Annotated in this window: 17 protein-coding genes; 7 read left to right on the top strand and 10 right to left on the bottom strand. The window is 65.1% G+C overall.

Annotated elements, in window-relative coordinates:
- Nucleotides 1-117: 117 nt before the first annotated feature.
- From ABL843_RS22205 to ABL843_RS22185, 5 genes are all read right to left on the bottom strand, one after another.
- Nucleotides 118-1,035 (bottom strand): ABC transporter permease, encoded by a 918-nt coding sequence (locus tag ABL843_RS22205; RefSeq protein ID WP_418117330.1) that lies wholly within the window; start codon nucleotides 1,033-1,035, stop codon nucleotides 118-120.
- Nucleotides 1,032-2,009 (bottom strand): ABC transporter permease, encoded by a 978-nt coding sequence (locus ABL843_RS22200; RefSeq protein WP_418117329.1) that lies wholly within the window; start codon nucleotides 2,007-2,009, stop codon nucleotides 1,032-1,034. Before ABL843_RS22200 ends, ABL843_RS22205 begins: the two co-directional genes overlap by 4 nt.
- Before the next feature lie 18 nt (nucleotides 2,010-2,027).
- Nucleotides 2,028-3,641 (bottom strand): ABC transporter substrate-binding protein, encoded by a 1,614-nt coding sequence (locus ABL843_RS22195; RefSeq protein WP_418117327.1) that lies wholly within the window; start codon nucleotides 3,639-3,641, stop codon nucleotides 2,028-2,030.
- 220 nt (nucleotides 3,642-3,861) lie between these two features.
- A complete protein-coding gene (locus tag ABL843_RS22190) occupies nucleotides 3,862-5,346 on the bottom strand; it encodes an NAD(P)/FAD-dependent oxidoreductase (RefSeq protein WP_418117326.1) in 1,485 nt (494 codons plus the stop codon).
- Nucleotides 5,347-5,383: 37 nt separating this feature from the next.
- Nucleotides 5,384-5,791, bottom strand: a complete 408-nt coding sequence (locus ABL843_RS22185; RefSeq protein ID WP_126024395.1) for a nuclear transport factor 2 family protein — start codon at nucleotides 5,789-5,791, stop codon at nucleotides 5,384-5,386.
- Nucleotides 5,792-5,940: 149 nt separating this feature from the next.
- On the opposite strand from ABL843_RS22185, the gene ABL843_RS22180 reads away from it, so the two are divergent.
- The 4 genes from ABL843_RS22180 (at nucleotide 5,941) to ABL843_RS22165 (ending at nucleotide 11,051) form a co-directional block, all read left to right on the top strand.
- Nucleotides 5,941-7,479 (top strand): PLP-dependent aminotransferase family protein, encoded by a 1,539-nt coding sequence (locus ABL843_RS22180; protein WP_418117324.1) that lies wholly within the window; start codon nucleotides 5,941-5,943, stop codon nucleotides 7,477-7,479.
- Nucleotides 7,480-8,343: 864 nt separating this feature from the next.
- Nucleotides 8,344-9,357, top strand: coding sequence for a taurine ABC transporter substrate-binding protein (tauA, locus tag ABL843_RS22175; RefSeq protein WP_184641580.1), 1,014 nt, complete (start codon nucleotides 8,344-8,346; stop codon nucleotides 9,355-9,357).
- 16 nt (nucleotides 9,358-9,373) lie between these two features.
- The gene (locus tag ABL843_RS22170) at nucleotides 9,374-10,162 is read left to right on the top strand and encodes a taurine ABC transporter ATP-binding protein (RefSeq protein ID WP_184641581.1); all 789 of its coding nucleotides are present in this window, start codon (nucleotides 9,374-9,376) and stop codon (nucleotides 10,160-10,162) included.
- On the top strand, nucleotides 10,155-11,051 hold the full coding sequence (locus ABL843_RS22165; protein ID WP_126024402.1) for an ABC transporter permease subunit: 897 nt from the start codon (nucleotides 10,155-10,157) through the stop codon (nucleotides 11,049-11,051). The genes ABL843_RS22170 and ABL843_RS22165 overlap by 8 nt, the downstream gene beginning before the upstream one ends.
- On the opposite strand, the gene ABL843_RS22160 is transcribed toward ABL843_RS22165, so the two are convergent.
- On the bottom strand, nucleotides 10,969-11,991 hold the full coding sequence (locus ABL843_RS22160) for a LysR family transcriptional regulator (protein ID WP_126024404.1): 1,023 nt from the start codon (nucleotides 11,989-11,991) through the stop codon (nucleotides 10,969-10,971). The genes ABL843_RS22165 and ABL843_RS22160 overlap by 83 nt on opposite strands.
- A 223-nt stretch (nucleotides 11,992-12,214) precedes the next feature.
- On the opposite strand from ABL843_RS22160, the gene ABL843_RS22155 reads away from it, so the two are divergent.
- Nucleotides 12,215-12,520: a hypothetical protein gene (locus ABL843_RS22155; protein ID WP_240650777.1), complete on the top strand. Its 306-nt coding sequence runs from the start codon at nucleotides 12,215-12,217 to the stop codon at nucleotides 12,518-12,520.
- Here the strand turns inward: ABL843_RS22155 and ABL843_RS22150 are convergent.
- Nucleotides 12,513-13,988 carry an HD domain-containing phosphohydrolase gene (locus ABL843_RS22150; RefSeq protein ID WP_418117322.1) on the bottom strand — a complete coding sequence of 492 codons (1,476 nt, stop codon included), beginning with the start codon at nucleotides 13,986-13,988 and terminating at the stop codon, nucleotides 12,513-12,515. The genes ABL843_RS22155 and ABL843_RS22150 overlap by 8 nt on opposite strands.
- Nucleotides 13,989-14,153: 165 nt before the next feature.
- On the opposite strand from ABL843_RS22150, the gene ABL843_RS22145 reads away from it, so the two are divergent.
- Nucleotides 14,154-14,741 (top strand): DUF308 domain-containing protein, encoded by a 588-nt coding sequence (locus ABL843_RS22145; protein WP_418120504.1) that lies wholly within the window; start codon nucleotides 14,154-14,156, stop codon nucleotides 14,739-14,741.
- An 88-nt stretch (nucleotides 14,742-14,829) separates the two neighbouring features.
- Here ABL843_RS22145 and ABL843_RS22140 read toward each other — a convergent pair whose 3' ends face one another.
- The gene (locus ABL843_RS22140) at nucleotides 14,830-15,279 is read right to left on the bottom strand and encodes a hypothetical protein (RefSeq protein WP_418117320.1); all 450 of its coding nucleotides are present in this window, start codon (nucleotides 15,277-15,279) and stop codon (nucleotides 14,830-14,832) included.
- 98 nt (nucleotides 15,280-15,377) lie between these two features.
- Here ABL843_RS22140 and ABL843_RS22135 point away from each other — a divergent pair, with 98 nt between their 5' ends.
- Nucleotides 15,378-15,575 carry a hypothetical protein gene (locus ABL843_RS22135; protein ID WP_418117319.1) on the top strand — a complete coding sequence of 66 codons (198 nt, stop codon included), beginning with the start codon at nucleotides 15,378-15,380 and terminating at the stop codon, nucleotides 15,573-15,575.
- A 274-nt stretch (nucleotides 15,576-15,849) separates the two neighbouring features.
- On the opposite strand, the gene ABL843_RS22130 is transcribed toward ABL843_RS22135, so the two are convergent.
- Together ABL843_RS22130 and ABL843_RS22125 are read right to left on the bottom strand one after the other, a co-directional pair.
- Complete coding sequence (locus ABL843_RS22130; RefSeq protein ID WP_184642668.1) at nucleotides 15,850-16,299, bottom strand: hypothetical protein; 450 nt, start codon at nucleotides 16,297-16,299, stop codon at nucleotides 15,850-15,852.
- A 124-nt stretch (nucleotides 16,300-16,423) separates the two neighbouring features.
- Nucleotides 16,424-17,020, bottom strand: coding sequence for a hypothetical protein (locus ABL843_RS22125; RefSeq protein WP_418117318.1), 597 nt, complete (start codon nucleotides 17,018-17,020; stop codon nucleotides 16,424-16,426).
- Between the last annotated feature and the right edge of the window lie 131 nt (nucleotides 17,021-17,151).

Here is a 17,151-nt window from a genome sequence, read left to right as displayed (position 1 = left end):
TTCCCGGCGTGGCGTCTTTTCCGGGAATACCGCGGAACCGGCTTTGCCGGGCCGCAGGTATTGCCCCCTTCAAGGGGGTTGGCGGCCACACGAAGTGGGCAAGCCTGGGGGTGGACTTCATCTTTCCCTCAGCTTGGGGTTGAGGGCATCGTTCAGGCCGTCGCCGATCAGGCTCACGGCCAGCACGGTGATGAAGATCGCCGCGCCGGGGAAGGCCACCGCCCACCAGCACGAGAGCACGTACTGCCGGCTGGAGCCGATCATCAGCCCCCAGCTCATCTGGTTCGGATCGCCCAGGCCGAGAAAGGACAGCCCCGCCTCGAAAAGAATCGCCGCGCCGATGGCCAGCGTGGCCGACACCACCAGCGGTGGCAGCGCGTTCGGCAATATCACCCTCCAGATGATGCGTGCGTCGCGCGCGCCGATGGCCCGCTCGGCGCGCACGAACTCCAGGCCCCGGTACTTCATGAACTCCGCGCGCGTGAGCCGCGCGGTGCCGGTCCAGCTCACGATTCCGATGGCCAGCGTCACCGTCACCAGCGTGGGCGAGAACAGCGTCACCACCACCATCGCGAAGAGCAGCGCCGGCAGCACCTGGAAGAACTCGGTGAGCTTCATCAGCGCGGCATCGACCTTGCCGCCGTAGTAGCCCGCGAAGGCGCCCAGCGTGATGCCGATCAGCACCGAAAGCAGCGCGGCCACGGCACCCACCAGCAGCGTGGCGCGGCCGCCGTAGATCAGCGCGGTGAGCACGTCGCGGCCGAGGTAGTCGGTGCCCAGCCAGGCCTCCTCGCTGAAGGGCGGGGTGAGCGGCGCGGCCTTGATCTCGAACGGGTCGGCCGGGTAGATCCACGGGCCGGCGATCGCGACCAGCAGCACGGCCAGCAGCATCACCATGCCGGCGATGGCCGCCGGGTTGCGCAGGAACATGCGCATCGCCTCCACGCCCGGATGCTCGACGCGCACGGCGGGCCTCTTCTCGGATGCGGCGGCGGCAGAAGCAGCAGCGGTGGGCATTGCGATCACCTTGCTCATGAGGTCTTGATCCGTGGATCGATGAAGCGGTAGCAAAGGTCGGTGAGCTGGTTCATCACCACCACCACGATGGAGGAGAACAGCAGCACGCCGAGGATGGTCGGGTAGTCGCGCCGCAGCACCGACTCGAAGGCCAGCCGGCCCAGGCCCGGCCAGTTGAACACCGTCTCCACCAGGATGGCGCCCGCCAGCACGTTGCCGAACTGCAGGCCCAGCACCGTCACCACCGGCAGCAGCGCGTTGCGCAGCGCGTGCTTGTAGAGCACCACGCGGTCGGCCAGGCCCTTGGCGCGCGCGGTGCGGATGAAGTCGGAGCCCAGCACGTCGAGCATCGACGAGCGCGCCAGCCGGCTGTACTGCGCGAGGTACACCAGGCTCAGCGTGAGCGTGGGCAGAACCAGGTGGTGCGCCACGTCGAGCATGTCGGCGAAGCCGCCGCCGCCCGTCGAGTCGATGGAGCGCATGCCTGCCACCGGCAGCACCGGAAACACCGAGGCCAGCAATATCACCAGCATGATCCCCAGCCAGAATACCGGCGCCGCGAAGCCCACCAGCGACAGCACGGTGATGAACTGCGAGAGCAATCCGTTCGGCCTGCGCGACGAGAGCACGCCCAGCGCGGTGCCCACGAAGAAGGCCAGCAGCACCGCGCTGAGCACCAGCAGCAGCGTGGCCGGCACGCGCTCGGCGATCATGCTCGTCACCGGCAGGTTGAAGAAGTACGAGTAGCCCAGGTCGCCCTGCGCCACCTTGCCGAGGTACACCCCCAGTTGCACGGGTAGCGACCGGTCGAGCCCGTACTGCGTGCGCAGCTGCGCCATCAGCTCGGGCGACATGCCGCCGCTGGCGCCGGCGATGGTTTCCACCGGGTCGCCCGGCGCGGCGTGCACCAGCACGAAATTGAGTACCACCACGGCGAGCACCAGGCCCAGGGCCTGGAGCAGACGCGAGGCGGCATAGCGAAGCGTGCCCATGATGTCGCGCCCGCCTGCCTACTTGATGTACACCTCGTCCAGCGGCGACAGCGGCCCCCAGATGGTGACCGGCACATTGGCCACCTTCTTGCTGGCAATGGTGTGGTACGGCACCTGGTTGATGAACTCGATGGGCAGTTCGTCGGTCACGATCTTCTGGAAGGTCGCGTAGTAGGCCTTGCGCTGCGTCGGGTCGATCAGCCCGCCCGCGGTGTTCAGCAGCTCGTCCACCTTCGGATTGGCGTAAGACTGTGTGTTGGTCCAGACGATGGGCTTGATGTTGGTCGACAGGTAGGTGCGGTGCACGCCGATGATCGGGTCTCCCCAGTTGAAGACCACGTCCATCGACATGTCGAAGTCGTGCGAGGCCAGCCGCTTGGCCCAGGCCGGGAAGTCGGCCGAGGCGCGCACCTCCACCGTGATGCCCACCTTCTTGAGTTGGCCCCGGATGTACTCGGCCACGTTCTTCTGCTGGTCGTCCGCGCCCGGCAGGTAGTCGATGGTGAGCTTGAAGCGCTCGCCGTTGGCGCCGGCCTTGTAGCCGGCAGCGTCGAGCATCTCGCCTGCCTTCTTCAGGTCGAGCGGGTAGCGCACCAGGTCGGGCACGGCGAAGGGGCTGTTCGCCACCAGCGGGCCGTCGGAGACGGTGGCGAAGCCGCCCATCAGCGCCTTGGCGATGAAGTTCTTGTCGATCGCCGTGGCGATGGCCTTGCGCACCTGCACGTCGGAAAGCGGCTTCTTCGCGGTGTTGAAGGCCAGCCAGTTGAGCGCGCCGATGCCGTCGTAGCCCTTGGGCGTGAGCGACACTCTCGGGTCGTTCGCGAAGCGCTTAAGGTCCGTGGGCAGCGTGGCGAAGGGCAGCATCTGGACATCGCCGCGCTCCAGCCCGAGCACCAGGCTCGCCATGTCGGGCGTGATGTTGACGATCACCTTGTCGAGGTACGGCTTGTTGGGCAGGAAGAACTTGTCGAAGCGCTCCATCACGATGCGCTGCGCGGGCTTGAATTCGGTCACGCGGAACGGGCCCGAGCCGACCACGTCGGTGGTGTTGCGCGGATGGTTCTTCAGGTCCTGCCCGTCGCCGTAGATGTGCTTGGGAAGAATGGGGCACAGCGCGGGCGACATCGCGAGCACGATGGCCGGGTGCGGCACGCCCATGCGGATGACGGCGGTGTACGGATCGGGCGTGTCCACCTTCTCCACCGGCCCCATCATGGTGGTGAACGGGTGGTTGGCCTTGATGGCCATGATCGAGAAGGCCACGTCGGCCGAGGTGACGGGCTTGCCGTCGTGGAAGAGCGCGTCCTTGCGCAGCTTGAGCGTGAGCGACTTGCCGTCCTCGGCCAGCTTCCACGATTCGGCCAGGTAGGGCTGCGGGTTCCACTTGTCGTCGAAGCGCAGCGGGCTCGCGAAGATCTGCGTGGAAGGCATGGCGGTGGCGATACCGGATTGCACCGCGCCGTTCAGGTGCCGCGGCGTCTGCGTGCTGCCGATCACCAGCGTGCCGCCGCGCTTGGGTTCTTCGGCCGCGAAGGCGTAAAGCGGAAGCAGGTTGCTCGCGGCCAGTAGCGTGGCGGAGAGCAGGGTGGTGCGGCGCGTGAGCAGGGGAAGCTGGGGAGGGGGAAGCTGCATGACAGGACCTCGGAGAGTTCGACACAGGCAATCGGATTCGGCCTCATCGCAGTGGTGCGATGCGAAGACCTTGTGTCGAAGATAGGCGCTGGGTGCATGCCAGCGAAGAGCCAACCCGCTGCGACTCGCAGGGCCAGAAGGGGCGGGTTTGCCCCGTTGTGCGGCGAGGCGGTGCGCCACTTCGGGGAATGCGCGACGGCGGTGCGCCGCGCTACCTTCTTTATTTCTCGTCGCGCAGCCAGTACCACTTGTAGAGCATGCGCTGCCCCATGCGCCGGAACGGCGCGAAGGCGCGCGACTCCACCACGCCCAGCACATTGGGAAAGGGCAGCTGTGAGTGGTAGATGGGAAGCTCGAACACCTCCCGGCCGGCGTCCTTGCCCGCCACGCGCTCGGCCAGCCGCTTGCCGGCCCATGTCGAGAACGACACGCCGTTGCCGCCGTAGCCCACCGCGTACCAGATGCTCTTGCTCGCATCGGGCTGGGTGATGCGCGGCATCATGTCGTGGCTCATGTCGACCCAGCCCCACCACGAGTAGTCGATGCGGATGCCCGCCAGCGGCGGGAACTTGCGCGCGATGGCGTCGGTGAGCAGCTTCAGGTGCACCGCGCCCTCGGCATCGGCGCCGCTCACCGCGCTTCTGCTGCCGATCTGCAGCCGGTTGCCTTCGAGCAGCCGGTAGTAGAAGCGCAGCGTGCGCGTGTCGGTCAGAAAGGTCTTCGAGCGGAAGTTGGTGGCCTGCAGTTCCGCATCGGTGAGCGGGCGCGTGACCACCGAGTTCGACAGGATCGGCATGATCCGGTCCTTCAGCATCGGGTTCAGCGCCTGCCCCGTGTAGCCGCCGGTGCACACCGCCACGCGGCGCGCGCGCACCACGCCGCCGGGCGTGCGCAGGTGGTGCACGCCGTCGATGGTCTGCCAGCCCTGCACTGGGCTCGATGTGTGCACCTTCACGCCCAGCGCGCGGGCGCGCCGCATCAGGCCGAAGGTGAACTTCAGCGGGTGGATGCCGATGCCCTCGGCCTCGTACAGCGCACCGACCGTCTCGCGCTCATCGCAGTAGTCGCGCCGCACTTCCTCCGCGCTCATCATGCGGGTGGCGTAGCCGAACTTCTCGCGCATCAGCCGCGCCTCGGCGTCGAGGACGGGCAGCTTCTCCTTGCGGTGCGCAAGATAGAGATGGCCGCCGTCGCAGGCGTCGCAATCGATCTGCGTGGTGAGGTGGCGGAAGTTCTCGAATCCGCTGCGGATCTCTGCGTCGAGCTTCTTCGCGGTGTCTAGGCCCCAGCGCTCGATCCACTGCGAGCGCTTCAGCCGGCCGCTCGCGTTCTGGCCCTGGCCGCCGCTGCGGCTGGAGCAGCCCCAGGCTGCCTGGTTGGCTTCGAGCACCGTGGCCTGTATGCCATGCTCCTGCGCGAGGTACAGCGCTGTCGACATTCCGGTCGCGCCCGAGCCGATGACGGCCACGTCGACATCGATGTCCTGCGTGAGCGGGCCGTCGTCCTCCGGCGGCGTGCCTGCGCTCGCTACCCACCAGGTGGGCGCGTAGGCGCGGCCGGCGCCGGGGTCGGGGGCCAGGAGCGGGTCGTACTGCGGGTCGTAGGGGCGGGACGGTGCCTTGGGCTGCTGCTGATGCTGGAGCGCCGCGCTGTCGATGCTGGCCGCGCTGGCGTCCAGGCGGCGCGCAGTGCTTGTCGTGGTCATGAAAGGCTCCAGTCGAAGAAGAGAGCTGTAGAACGGTTCACTTGGCGGCGGGCAGGTTGGGCCGAGCCTTGCGGAACACGTTCTTCAGGTGGATCTTCCCGTCCTTGAAGGTGAAGACGTCGATGCCGTCGGTCTCTATGCGGCTGCCGTCGGCGGCCGTGCCGGTGAAGGTCCACTGCGATGTGCCGAAGTCGCCATGCACGAAGTGCACGCCGTTTTTCCATTGCGCGTCCGGCACCGTGGCCCAGGCCGCGGCGAAGGCCGTGCGCACCGCATCGGTGCCGACGTGGCGCGTGCCGCAGGCATCAGGGCCGGCGGCGGTCTGGAAGATGCAGTCGGGCGTCATGAAGCTCATCAGCGCGTCGATGTCGTGGCGGTTCCAGGCGTCGCTGAAGGCGGCGAGGGTGTCGGTGGTCACTGCGGGCGTTGCGGAAGAAGAAGGCATGGCGGTTGCACTGAGGCTGGGGAGTTCGATGGAGGCAAGAGTAGGCAGCGGGGTGCCGGCGCGATAGGGCCAGTTGCGGAGATTCGACCGAGCCAGAACGCCACGGATGCGCCACGGATCGGCATGCCTGCCCTAAACTGCGGCGCACCATGCCCCCGAATCCGCGAGCAACCCAATGGGCGCAGCTCTTCGCGCTGCCCGACCAGCCGGCGCTGCCCCTGCAGGCCCGCCTGCGCGCCAGCGTGGTGCAGGCCATCCTCGAAGAACACCTGGCGCCCGGCGCACCGCTGCCTTCGTCGCGCGAACTCGCCGCGCTGCTGGGGCTGAGCCGCAACACCGTCACCTCGGCCTACCTGCAACTGATCGACGAAGGCTTTCTGGAGGCGCGCCCGCGCAGCGGCGTGTTCGTGGCGCACGGCGCGCGCCCTCTCACCGCGGCGCCCGCCGAACCGCTTGTGGGCCGCAGCGGCCAGGCCAGCCAGCCGCCGGACTGGTCGGACCGTGTACTGCGCTCGCTGGTCGACAAGCCCACGCTCTCCAAGCCCGACCGCTGGCGCGACTACCCGTACCCTTTCGTCTACGGCAACTACGACCCGCAGCTGTTCCCCACCGAAGACTTCCGCGAATGCTGCGCGCGCAGCCTGGCGCGCTCGCAGCTGCCCCACTGGACGCCCGACTTCGAAACCGACGACGTCCCCGACCTGATCGAGCAGATCCGCACGCGCCTGCTGCCCAAGCGCGGCGTGTTCGCGCTGAAGGAAGAGATCCTCGTGACCATGGGCGCGCAGCACGCTTACTACCTGCTGGCCGAGGCGCTCTTCGACGAACAGACCCGCGTGGGGCTGGAGGAGCCGGGGCACCCGCATGCGCGCAACAGCTTTTCATTGCGGCAGCCGAAGTGGGTGGAGGTCGATGTGGATGAAGACGGGCTGGTGGTCGATGCGCTGCCCGCTGCCGACTATCTGTTCGTCACGCCTTCGCATCAGAGCCCCACCACCGCCACGCTGAGCCTGGAGCGGCGGCAGTGGCTGTTGCGCAAGGCGGAGCTGCAGGACTTCGTGATCATCGAAGACGACTACGAGGCTGAGAACCTTTATGAAGGCACACCCATGCCGGCGCTCAAGAGCCTGGACAAGACGGGGCGGGTGATTTACGTGGGGTCTGTTTCTAAGAGCCTTTCGCCTGCGCTTCGGCTGGGGTTCATTGTTGCGCCTCGGGCGTTGATCAGGGAACTGCGGGTGATCCGGCATGCGATGGTGCGGCATCCGAGTGCCTTTCTGCAGCATGCCTATGCGCTGTTTCTTTCGCTCGGACACCACGAGTCGCATGCACGGCGCGTCAATCATGCGATGCAGGAGCGGCTGGCCATTGCGGCGCAGGCGTTGCGGGAGCACTTGCCTGATTTCGAGTTTCGGCTGCCTTCCGGAGGGGCTTCCATATGGGTGCAGGCGCCTACTTGGGTGGATGCGACTGAGCTGGCGTTGATGGCTCGAAGCCATGGGGTGTTGATCGAGGCGGGGGATGTGTTCTTTGCTCGGCCTCCTTATCCTTGTCCGTTCTTTCGGTTGAGGCTTTCTTCTATTGCTGCTGGGCAGATTCCGGCTGGGATTCGGGCTTTGGCTTTGGCTGTGGGGGAGTTGGCGTTGGCTCGGGGTGAAGTTCGATCTCTTGGCGGGTTTACTCACTGAGTTGGTTTGCTTCCCGAGGCCGGGACTCGCCCCGGCGGGCGACCTACTTTCTTTTGCTTCGCCAAAAGAAAGTAGGCAAAGAAAAGGCGACCCCACTGTCTGCGACCCCTTCGCTTTGCGAAGGGGCAACCTGCGGTGCTCGCGTTTCGCGGGGTCTCGCCCAAACTCGCTTCGCTCAGACAGGGGCGAGCCCTTATCCGCGAAACGCTGCGCTCCTCGGCGCAGCCAGAGGGGGAGGGGAGATGCCCGGGCCTTTGCTTCGCTCGGCCCCCAAGGCACGACAGGCGCTTCGCGCCTGCCGTGCCTTGGAATGAGGCGGTGAGGTTGCTGCGTACGCTGCTGGCGCCGTCAAGACTAGTTCTGAACCTGTATCCCCGGCCGAGCGAAGCGAAGGCCAGTCCAAGGCTGTTCAGAAGCCGAGCGCAGCGATGGCGCGTGGAGATCCCTTCTGGCTGCGCCGAGGAGCGCAGACGTAGGAGGGATAAGGGCCGCAGCTGTTTGAGCGCAACGCAGTGGAGCGAGTTCTGCGGACCCCCTCCTACGTCGAGCACCGCAGGTTGCCCGTAGCGAAGCGAAGGGACGCAGACAGTAGGGTCGCCTTTCTTTTGCCTACTTTTCTTTGGCGAAGCAAAGAAAAGTAGGTCGGCCGCCGGGCCGAGACCCGGCCTCGGGAAGCAACCACCCAGCAGCGTCTCACCGAGGCAAAGCCAACTTCCAAAATGCACCTCCCCCGTGCAGAACGCACCACAACAAGGGTATTCACTCACCGACTGGCTCCATGCCGACACAGTCGCTGGTACTTCCTGGCTGCTCCCGATGGGTGCAAAGTCCGGCGAGATTCAATTCACCCACCGGAGCAACCAGATGACCATGTCCCGCCGTCTCCCCCTCCAGTTCGCCGTTCTCGCCGCCACGCTGTCAGCCCTGTGCGGCACGGCTTACGCCCAGCAGGCCAAGGAAGTCACCTTCGCCCACCAGGACATGCTCGTCCCCCTGCGCCTGGTCATGGAATCCGGCGAGGTCGAGAAAGCCACGGGCTACAAGATCAACTGGCGCATGTTCTCCGGCGGCGGCGACGTGATCCGCGCGATGGCTTCAGGCGACGTGCAGATGGGTGAAACCGGCTCCAGCCCGCTGACTGCCGCGGCCAGCCAGGGGCAGGACATCAAGCTGTTCTGGATCTCCGCGGACATCGCGAACGCCGAGGCGCTCATTGCCCGCAACGCGTCGGGCATCAGCAGCATGAAGGACCTGGCCGGCAAGAAGGTGGCGACGCCCTTCGTGTCGACCGCGCACTACCAGCTGATGGCCGGCATGAAGATGGACGGTGTCGACCCCAAGAGCGTGAACGTGATGAACATGCGCCCGCCGGAGATCGCGGCCGCATGGGAGCGCGGCGACATCGACGCCACCTTCATCTGGGACCCGGTGCTCTCCAAGATCAAGGGCACGGGCAAGACCATCGCCACGTCGGGCAGCATCGGCAAGCGCGGCGCGCCCACCTTCGAGGGCATCGTGGTGAACGCCAAGTGGGCAGCCGCCAACGAGGCTTTCATGGTCGCGTTCGTGAAGGCGCTCAACCGCGCGAACGAGGAATACAAGGCCACGGGCAAGAGCTGGACACCCGATTCGCCGCAGACAAAAGCCATGGCCAAGTGGACCAAGGCCGACCCGAAGGACGTGGGCCCGGCGATGGCGCTCTATTCGTTCCCGACCATGGCCGAGCAGGTCTCGCCCACGTGGCTGGGTGGCGGCGCGGCCAAGGCGATGGCGAACACGGCCGTGTTCCTCAAGGAGCAGGGCCGGGTGCAGGAGGTGAAGCCCGACTACAGCGCCTACGTGACGACGGCGTACGTCGAAAAGGCCATGGGCAAGTGAACCGGAGCGGCACCACATGCCCACGCTCGACATTCGCGACCTGACGGTCAACTACGCGGTCAAGGGCGGCACGCTCCAAGCGCTGGCGCCGGTGAACCTTACGATGCACGACGGCGATTTCGTCGTTGCGCTCGGCGCCTCGGGCTGCGGCAAGACCACGCTGCTCAACAGCATCGCGGGCTTCCTGCCGCCCTCGACCGGCGAGATCCTGCTCGACGGCAAGCCCGTGGCCGGCCCCGGTGCCGACCGCGGCGTGGTGTTCCAGAAGCATGCGCTCATGCCCTGGCTCAACGTGCGCGACAACGTGGCGCTGGGCCTTCGGCTGGGCGGCATGGGCAAGGCCGAGCGCGACCGCATTGCCGAAGAGAAGCTGAATCTCGTCGGCCTGCAGAAGTACGCCGATCGCGCGGTGTACGAGCTCTCGGGCGGCATGCAGCAGCGCGTGGGCATTGCGCGCGCACTGGCGAGCGACCCGGCCGTGCTGCTGATGGACGAGCCCATGGGCGCGCTCGATGCGTTCACGCGCGAGCAGGTGCAGGAGATTCTTCTCCAAGCCTGGTCCAAGTCGAACAAGATGGTGTTCTTCATCACCCACTCGGTGGAGGAGGCGCTCTTCCTCGCCACGCGGCTGATCGTGATGAGCCCGAGCCCGGGGCGCATCTCGCACGTGTATGACGATGTGCCGTTCTCGCGCCAGTACCTCTCGCATGGCGATTCGCGCAAGGTGAAGTCGGAGCCCGGTTTCATCCGCATGCGCGAGGAGGTCTTGTCGATCATTCATCATCGCGAGGTTGCACATGCCTGAGGTGTCGATCGCATCCCCCGTCGCCATGACGCCAACACCTTCCAAGCCCGCCGCATCGCCGACGCCTGCAGCACCACCGGCGACGGGCGCCAAGCTCAAGACCAGCTCCTTCAAGGTGCCGGGCGAGGGCTCCAGCCTGACGATCAGCATCGTCACGGTGATCGCGCTGGTGGCGCTGTGGTTCCTCGTCACGAACATGGGCTGGGTGAAGCCGCTCTTCCTGCCCACGCCGCAGGCGGTGTTCCAGCAGTTCTACGAATACCTCACCGGGCAGGCCAACGACAAGCCGCTGTGGCAGCACTTCCTGGCGAGCATGTTCCGTGTGTTCTCGGCCTTCCTGCTGGCCTGTGCCACGGCCATTCCGGTGGGCATCGCGATGGGCATGAGCCGCTTCTGGCGCGGCATCTTCGATCCGCCGCTGGAGTTCTACCGGCCGCTGCCGCCGCTGGCGTACCTGCCGCTCATCATCATCTGGTTCGGCATCGACGAGTTGCCGAAGGTGCTGCTGATCTTTCTGAGCTGCTTCGCGCCGCTGGCGCTGGCCGCCCGCTCGGGCATGCGCAGCGCCTCGCAGGAGCAGATCAACGCGGCTTACTCGATGGGTGCGAGCTACATGCAGGTGATCCGCCACGTGATCCTGCCCTCGGCGCTGCCCGACATCCTGGTGGGCATGCGCATCGCCATCGGCTTCGGCTGGACCACGCTGGTGGCGGCCGAGATGGTCGCGGCCAACATGGGGCTGGGTCAGATGGTGCTGAACGCGTCGAACTTCCTGCGCACCGACATCGTGATCATGGGCATCGTCGTCATTGGCGTGGTGGCCTATCTTTTCGACCTGCTGATGCGGTGGCTCGAGCGGCGCCTTGTGCCTTGGAAAGGGCGCATGTGACCGGTGGCGGCGGTGCCACCGTCACGGGCATCGGAGGCGGCAGGGCTGGGCCTTCGGTGAGCGCGTCCATCGACTGCTCGAGGTAGTCGAGCATCGCGCGCATCGCGGCGCTGTTGTGGCGGCGCTGCGAGTAGGCTGCGTACAGCCAGTGCTCGCGCGGCATGTGGTCGCGCAGCACCGGCACCAGGGCGCCGCGCTCCAGGTGCGACTGCGCCAGCGGCTCCGGCACGTAGGCCACGCCCACGCCGCGCAGCGCCAGTTCGATCAGCGCGACGGCATCGTTGGCTTCCATGCGGCTGTGCACCGGCACCTCGTACGGCTCGCCGTCGGTCTCGAAGGGCAGGTTGGTCGTCTGCTTGGCCGAGAAGCTCAGCACGTCGTGGCGGCTCAGGTCTTCGGGCACCTGCGGCATGCCGCGCTGCGCCCAGTAGGAAGGCGCCGCGCACACCACCATGTCGAACTGCACGAGGCGGCGCACGATCAGGTTCATGTCGTCGATGCGCCCGCCGGTCAGGTGGATGTCGATGCCTTCCTCGATCAGGTCGAGGTCGTCGTTGGTGAACACAAGGCTCACGTACACGTCGGGGTAGAGCTTGATGAAGCCCGCGATCACGTCGGAGAGCCAGCCGGCGATCAACCCGTGCGGCGCGCTCATGCGCAGCCGCCCGCGCGGATGCGAGCCATGCGCCTGCAGGTCGTTGAGCGTGTTCTCGGCCATCGTCACCAGCTGCGTGCTGCGTTCCAGCAGCACCTGGCCGGCGTCGGTGAGGCTCAGGGAGCGGGTGGAGCGGTTGAGCAGCCGCACGCCGCTGCGGGCTTCGAGCTCGGCCACGTAGCGGCTCACGGTGGCCTTGGACATGCCCAGCGAGATCGCCGCGCGGGAAAAGCTGCGCCGGAAGGCGACTTCGCGAAATGTTTTGATGAGATCCAGACCGTCCATGGTGGCCGGATTGTTCCAGCTTCCGGGATGAGGCCGTCGGGTGTAGGGACATCGCCGGTTTGGGGCCGCTGCCATGAATACCTCCGTAGCTATACTGCGCCCCGTCACGTCACAAAAAGGCGTGACCGGGCTTGGTCTCCCGAGTCACCTCTGCGACGCCGCCGCAAGCGCCTCTTGGCCAGCGGCATTGTTTTTAATAACTGAACGTCTTGGAGGCCAATTCATGGCTGCATCCGCTCGCGCGTCCGCGCGTGTCTCTTCATTCCCCGACTCTCAAGAATCCACCGGCGTCGAATCGCTTGCGCTGCAGGCCTGCGATGACATCGATAGCCTGCACGAAGTGCGGCACGCCTACGCCGGCCTCGAAAGGCTCATCTGCCCGCAGCGCGTGAACGATGCGGAGGAGGTCTGCTCCAGCCGCTCCGAACTCAGCGCGCTGGTGCGCGTCGTCAACGACGAACTGCGCCGGCGCATCGAGGCGGCCGAGGGCACGCTGCGGTCGTTGCGTGCCGCCGTTGCTGCTAGATGAGTCCCCTGGTCGCGGCTTTCAGCGTCGCGGCCGCACGGGTCGTGCATCCGAGCTTCTGGAACACGCGCTCGACATGAGTGCGCACCGTGCTCGGGCTGATGCCCAGCACACGGGCCACTTCCTTCGTGTTGTGGCCCTGGCTGATGCAACGCAGGACTTCGAGTTCGCGCTGGGAAAGGGACGCATCGGCCTGTGCCGGCACAACGGGCTTTGAAACGCTGCCCGGCTGAACGCATGCGAGCAGCGCCGTGACGACTTCCTGATCGAAGCGGCCTGCCTTGGCGTCTTCCTTCATGCAGTCGAGCGCCTGTGCCTGCGTGAGTTCCGGCCGCCATGGACGTCGGGTGCGGTGCGATTGCCACTGCTCGGCCGCGGCGACGATCTGCCCCTCCAGCGGCATCGCCGAGCCCGAGCGGCCGCGGAAGTGGCCCGAGCCGTCACGCCGCTCGAAGGCGAAGGATGCGATCTCCGCTTCGGCTGCGAGACCGTCGATCTGCCCGGCGGCGCGCGAAGTCCAGTAGGGCACGAGCCGCACGCGCTCCAGCGACGACGCCGGCAGCGGCTCGGGTGCATTCCAGATCGCGTTGGGAACCGCCGCCCGGCCGATGCCGTGGATCAGGCCGGCCTTGTACGTGCGGTGGCACGCGGCTTCATCCAGGCCGAGCTGTACACCGCAATCGCGCGCCAGGCTGGCCACGCGGCGCGAGTAGCCCGTCATCCACGGCAGCTTGAGGTCGATCACATCGCCGACCAGTTCCAGGCCCATGCGTCGCAGCATCGATGCGGGCTGCTCCGCGGGCTCGGTCCATGGCGCGGCGGGGGAATCAAGCTCCTTCATCCATGCCGGGGCGAAGGGCATGCTCGCATCGACGAGGAAGGCCGGGTAGAGGCTGTCCGCACGTCCGCGCGCCACAGTGAGCGCTTCATCGATTCCGTAGAGACGCCCGAAGATTTCCAGATCGCTCGCCAGCGCCACCACGTAGGTCGCAAGCGGAACGTCTTCGCCCTGAAGCACGCCGGGCACGCCGCTGCCGTCGTAAGCCTCGAACACCGTGCGCAGCGCGGCTTCGGTCTCGCGGCTCAGCCCCAACGTGTTCGCGATGTCGCCGGCAATCTCGCAATGGATGTCGGCCATGGCCAGCACGGCATCGGGCACCGGCCCGCTGATGTGCGGCTGGCGCATGCGGGGTGCCCGCGATGCGAGCAGCGCTTGCCGGCCCTGTACATCGTCTTCGAGGAAATCCGCGAACTCCTGCGCATTGGCTGTGCAGCCCGACCAGCGCAACAGCGCGACATGCCGCACGGCCTCGACCTGCGACGCGTCGCACCCAGCCCCGGCTGCGATCTTCCCGGCCAGCCAGGCCGTGCGCAGCGAGTGGTCCGTCGGCTGGCCCATGCTCAGGTCGCCGATGAAGGCCAGCGCGCGGACCGCGTCGAAAACGGTGATGGTCGTCGTGTCGTCGGACATGGGGGCAGGAGGGAATCGCGGCGGCGGGCACCCAGCATCGCACAGTTTTTCGGGGCTCTGTCGGTCATCCGACGGATACCGCGTGCGGCGGGGAGGGAAAAGAATGGGTGCGTCCGTGCCGTTCACTCGATGGACGGCGATCTTTTCTCCTTTTCATTCCTCATCATGTCCGACCCCTTGAAAACCGAATCCCAGCGAGCCGCCTGGCTGCGCAAGTACTACCTCGTTCGTGCCGCCTTCTCGTTCGCGTGGGTCGCGGCGGTCTTCACCGTCGCGAAGCAATCGCCCGCACTGGCGACCGTGCTGCTGATCGTTTATCCCGCTTGGGATGCGTTTGCGAATCTGCTGGATGTGAGGATGACTGGCGGTGCGAAGGCCAATGCCACGCAATTGCTCAACATCTGGATCAGCGCACTCGTCACGCTGGCGGTTGCGGGCTCTCTGGTGTTCAAGCTGCAGATCGCGTTGGCGATATTCGGAATCTGGGCGATCGTTGCAGGGCTGCTGCAACTGGCTACGGCCATTCGTCGCCGCAAGGACAACGGAGGGCAGTGGGTGATGATGCTGAGCGGGGCGCAGTCGGCGCTGGCCGGTGGGTTCTTCGTGGCGCAGCAGGGGAGTGGTGCGCCGGTGCTTCAGACGATCGTGGGGTACGCGGCGGTCGGGGCCGTGTACTTTCTGATTTCGGGGGTGATGGTTCTGGTTCGGGAGAGCAGGCGGGGGGCTCGGGGGCTTGCTTCTGGGGGAGGTTGATGTCGACGGGGTGCTGGAGCGTTGGGCGGCAGCTTGGGGCCCTAAGCTGCCGGTCGGACTATCTCCAAAACGGTCGCTCGTCTCGCCGTCAGTTCGGTACCGCCCCGCTGCCTATCGACATGAGCGTCTGGACCACTTCTTGAAGTGAGTGCCACTCTGGCGGTAGCTCGGCAGACCATGAGAGGTCGCACGAAAACTCCAATGACGAAACCGTCAATCGAAAAATGGTGGCATGGATGTAGGCATAGCGGCCCTCGACAACGGCACCAATCTTTGCCGAGCGCACCAAGTCCAAGAGGGATGCCGCGACTTCGAGCTTCAACGGCGTAGCTGGCCCAACTCGAATGGTCGAGGGGTTCTCACGCTCCAACCATTGCATGGCACGGGTGGTGCTTTTCCAATACTCGGCCGAACGACAGCCAGACTCGTCGTACGAGAACTCAACACGAACGGCAACGCCTTGCTGGTCAAGATGCTCGTCGGCAGGAACAGTGGTTAGCTCAACGAAGCAAAAGTTCAATTCGCGGGAGTGATGCATAGAGTGTCCTGTGCTGCTGCTTTTTGGCCGAGTGGAGTCTATGACTCCCGATGCCAATGAATGAACACAGCGTTGCCACCCGAGCTCAGCAGTAACACATGCCCAAAACAATGCTCGCACCCATTTATGACGTGAAAGCACTCGTCTACCGGCAACAACAAATTGATCGTCGCGACACTCGCCACTCGCGCAAGATCGCGTTTAATGGATTCGAGAATCCTCTGCAGGTGGGCCGGATCTGCCGCCTCTATTTGAGCTCGCACGGGCTCAATGGACTGATCAGCGCTGAGACATGATGCCCAAAAAGTATCGAGTTCATGCTTGGATGCGACCGTGTTCTGCAAGACATGAACATAGCCAGACCCAGTTTCCACTTCCACCCTTGACACAACACGGTGGCTTCCCGCTGAGGGAGGCTCAGCTGCGTGGAGGAGGATCTGATCGGTGCGATGAGTTGCACTCATACGTTGAAGTGGAATGAGATATTCAAGTTCGCTTGCTCAGGGCCACGTCCGCTTGTGGCCGCGTTGTGCCGGGTCGGCGAACGACCGGTTCTGGCCGCATTCGCCACTAGCGAGCGGGTGAGGCCGGCGATTGAGGTTTGCCGGTCAGTTGTTCAATCATTGATTTCGCCTGCCGTTCGACCTCTGCATTTTCCTCCGCGGACAACTGGACTGATCGAGACGGAGGTTCTCCAGGCGTGCTAGAACTTTGGATGTTGATGGCGAACACCGCGCCAACTGCAACGCCACCGACACCGGTCGCGATCCATCCAGGGATACGGTGAGCACCTCGCCATTCTTCAGGATTGGCTTTTGCAAGATCGCGCGCCCATACCCACGCACTGCCGGCAATCATGAGGCTCAGAAAACACAGAGGAACCCCGAGCCAGATGATGCCGCCGGCTGCCCACGGGGTCAGTGCTCTACTGATCGCGAAAAGTCCTAGCCACAACACGGCGGGGACCAGACCCAGAAGAATGATTATGTTGGCAACGTTGCGTTTGCTGTCGGAACTCATTTAATAACCGTAGTCGCAGGGCTTGAACGTCCGCTGTCTGATTGATTTTCCCTCTCGGTACCAACGACTGGTCATGGCCGCCTCCCGTCACGTAAGCGGCGTCGCGTTTGGGCCATAGCCTGCGCTAGTTCTGTATAGGCAAGTAGTGGAACGACTGGAAAAATTGATCGATGATTGACTTGCTTGCGATGAATACTGCGTTCGCCCCAGCCGGTCCACCGGACGAGACAGCAATGCATTGAAGGTTCCAACCGTATCCAGGCGTCTGGGGTAACGCAATTTTCGACTTGTAGTAAGCGGTCGTTGTCCCCTTGGTTTCCGAAGTAGTCGTGATCGCCCAACTCGCACGACTGGTATCGATCATCCCATCGCCGTTCTCTACGATGGTGGGCAACACTCCGTCCATTTGCAGTTGCTCCGCGAATTTTGGAGCACTGAGCGGCGCGCGCGCCTGCAACTCATTGATCTGAGCTTGAGTCATGCTACGAAAACGTTCGGGCAGTTGGTGTTTGTCTATCCTGCAGCGCAAGGCGTTGTTCGCATCGGCGTCTTTCGATGGCTTGAATGCGGCCCAACGGCGTGTGGAATCACCCCCCTGAGTGACGATCCACTGCGGAGGAAGAACTACAGCAGCTCCTAGCGCCTTCAAGGTAACTTGTTCTGCCGACGCATTCGTGGCCCAGCAGAAAAGGGCTGCCGCGGCGGTGATCATCAGTCTCATTAAAAATTCCCTCTTGTTATCACAAAACAATGCACGGGAGGAAGGATATGGGCTGCGAGGCACTACTCACTTATTAGGGGGCAGAGAACTGAATCGACGCCCGTCGCCGACGACGCGACCAGGCCTCCTCG

This window comes from Variovorax sp. 350MFTsu5.1, assembly GCF_048302515.1.
Classification (GTDB): Bacteria; Pseudomonadota; Gammaproteobacteria; order Burkholderiales; family Burkholderiaceae_C; genus Variovorax; species Variovorax guangxiensis.
The sequence above is the reverse complement of the archived record's forward strand: the minus strand, read 5'-3'. Positions and strand labels throughout refer to the sequence as shown.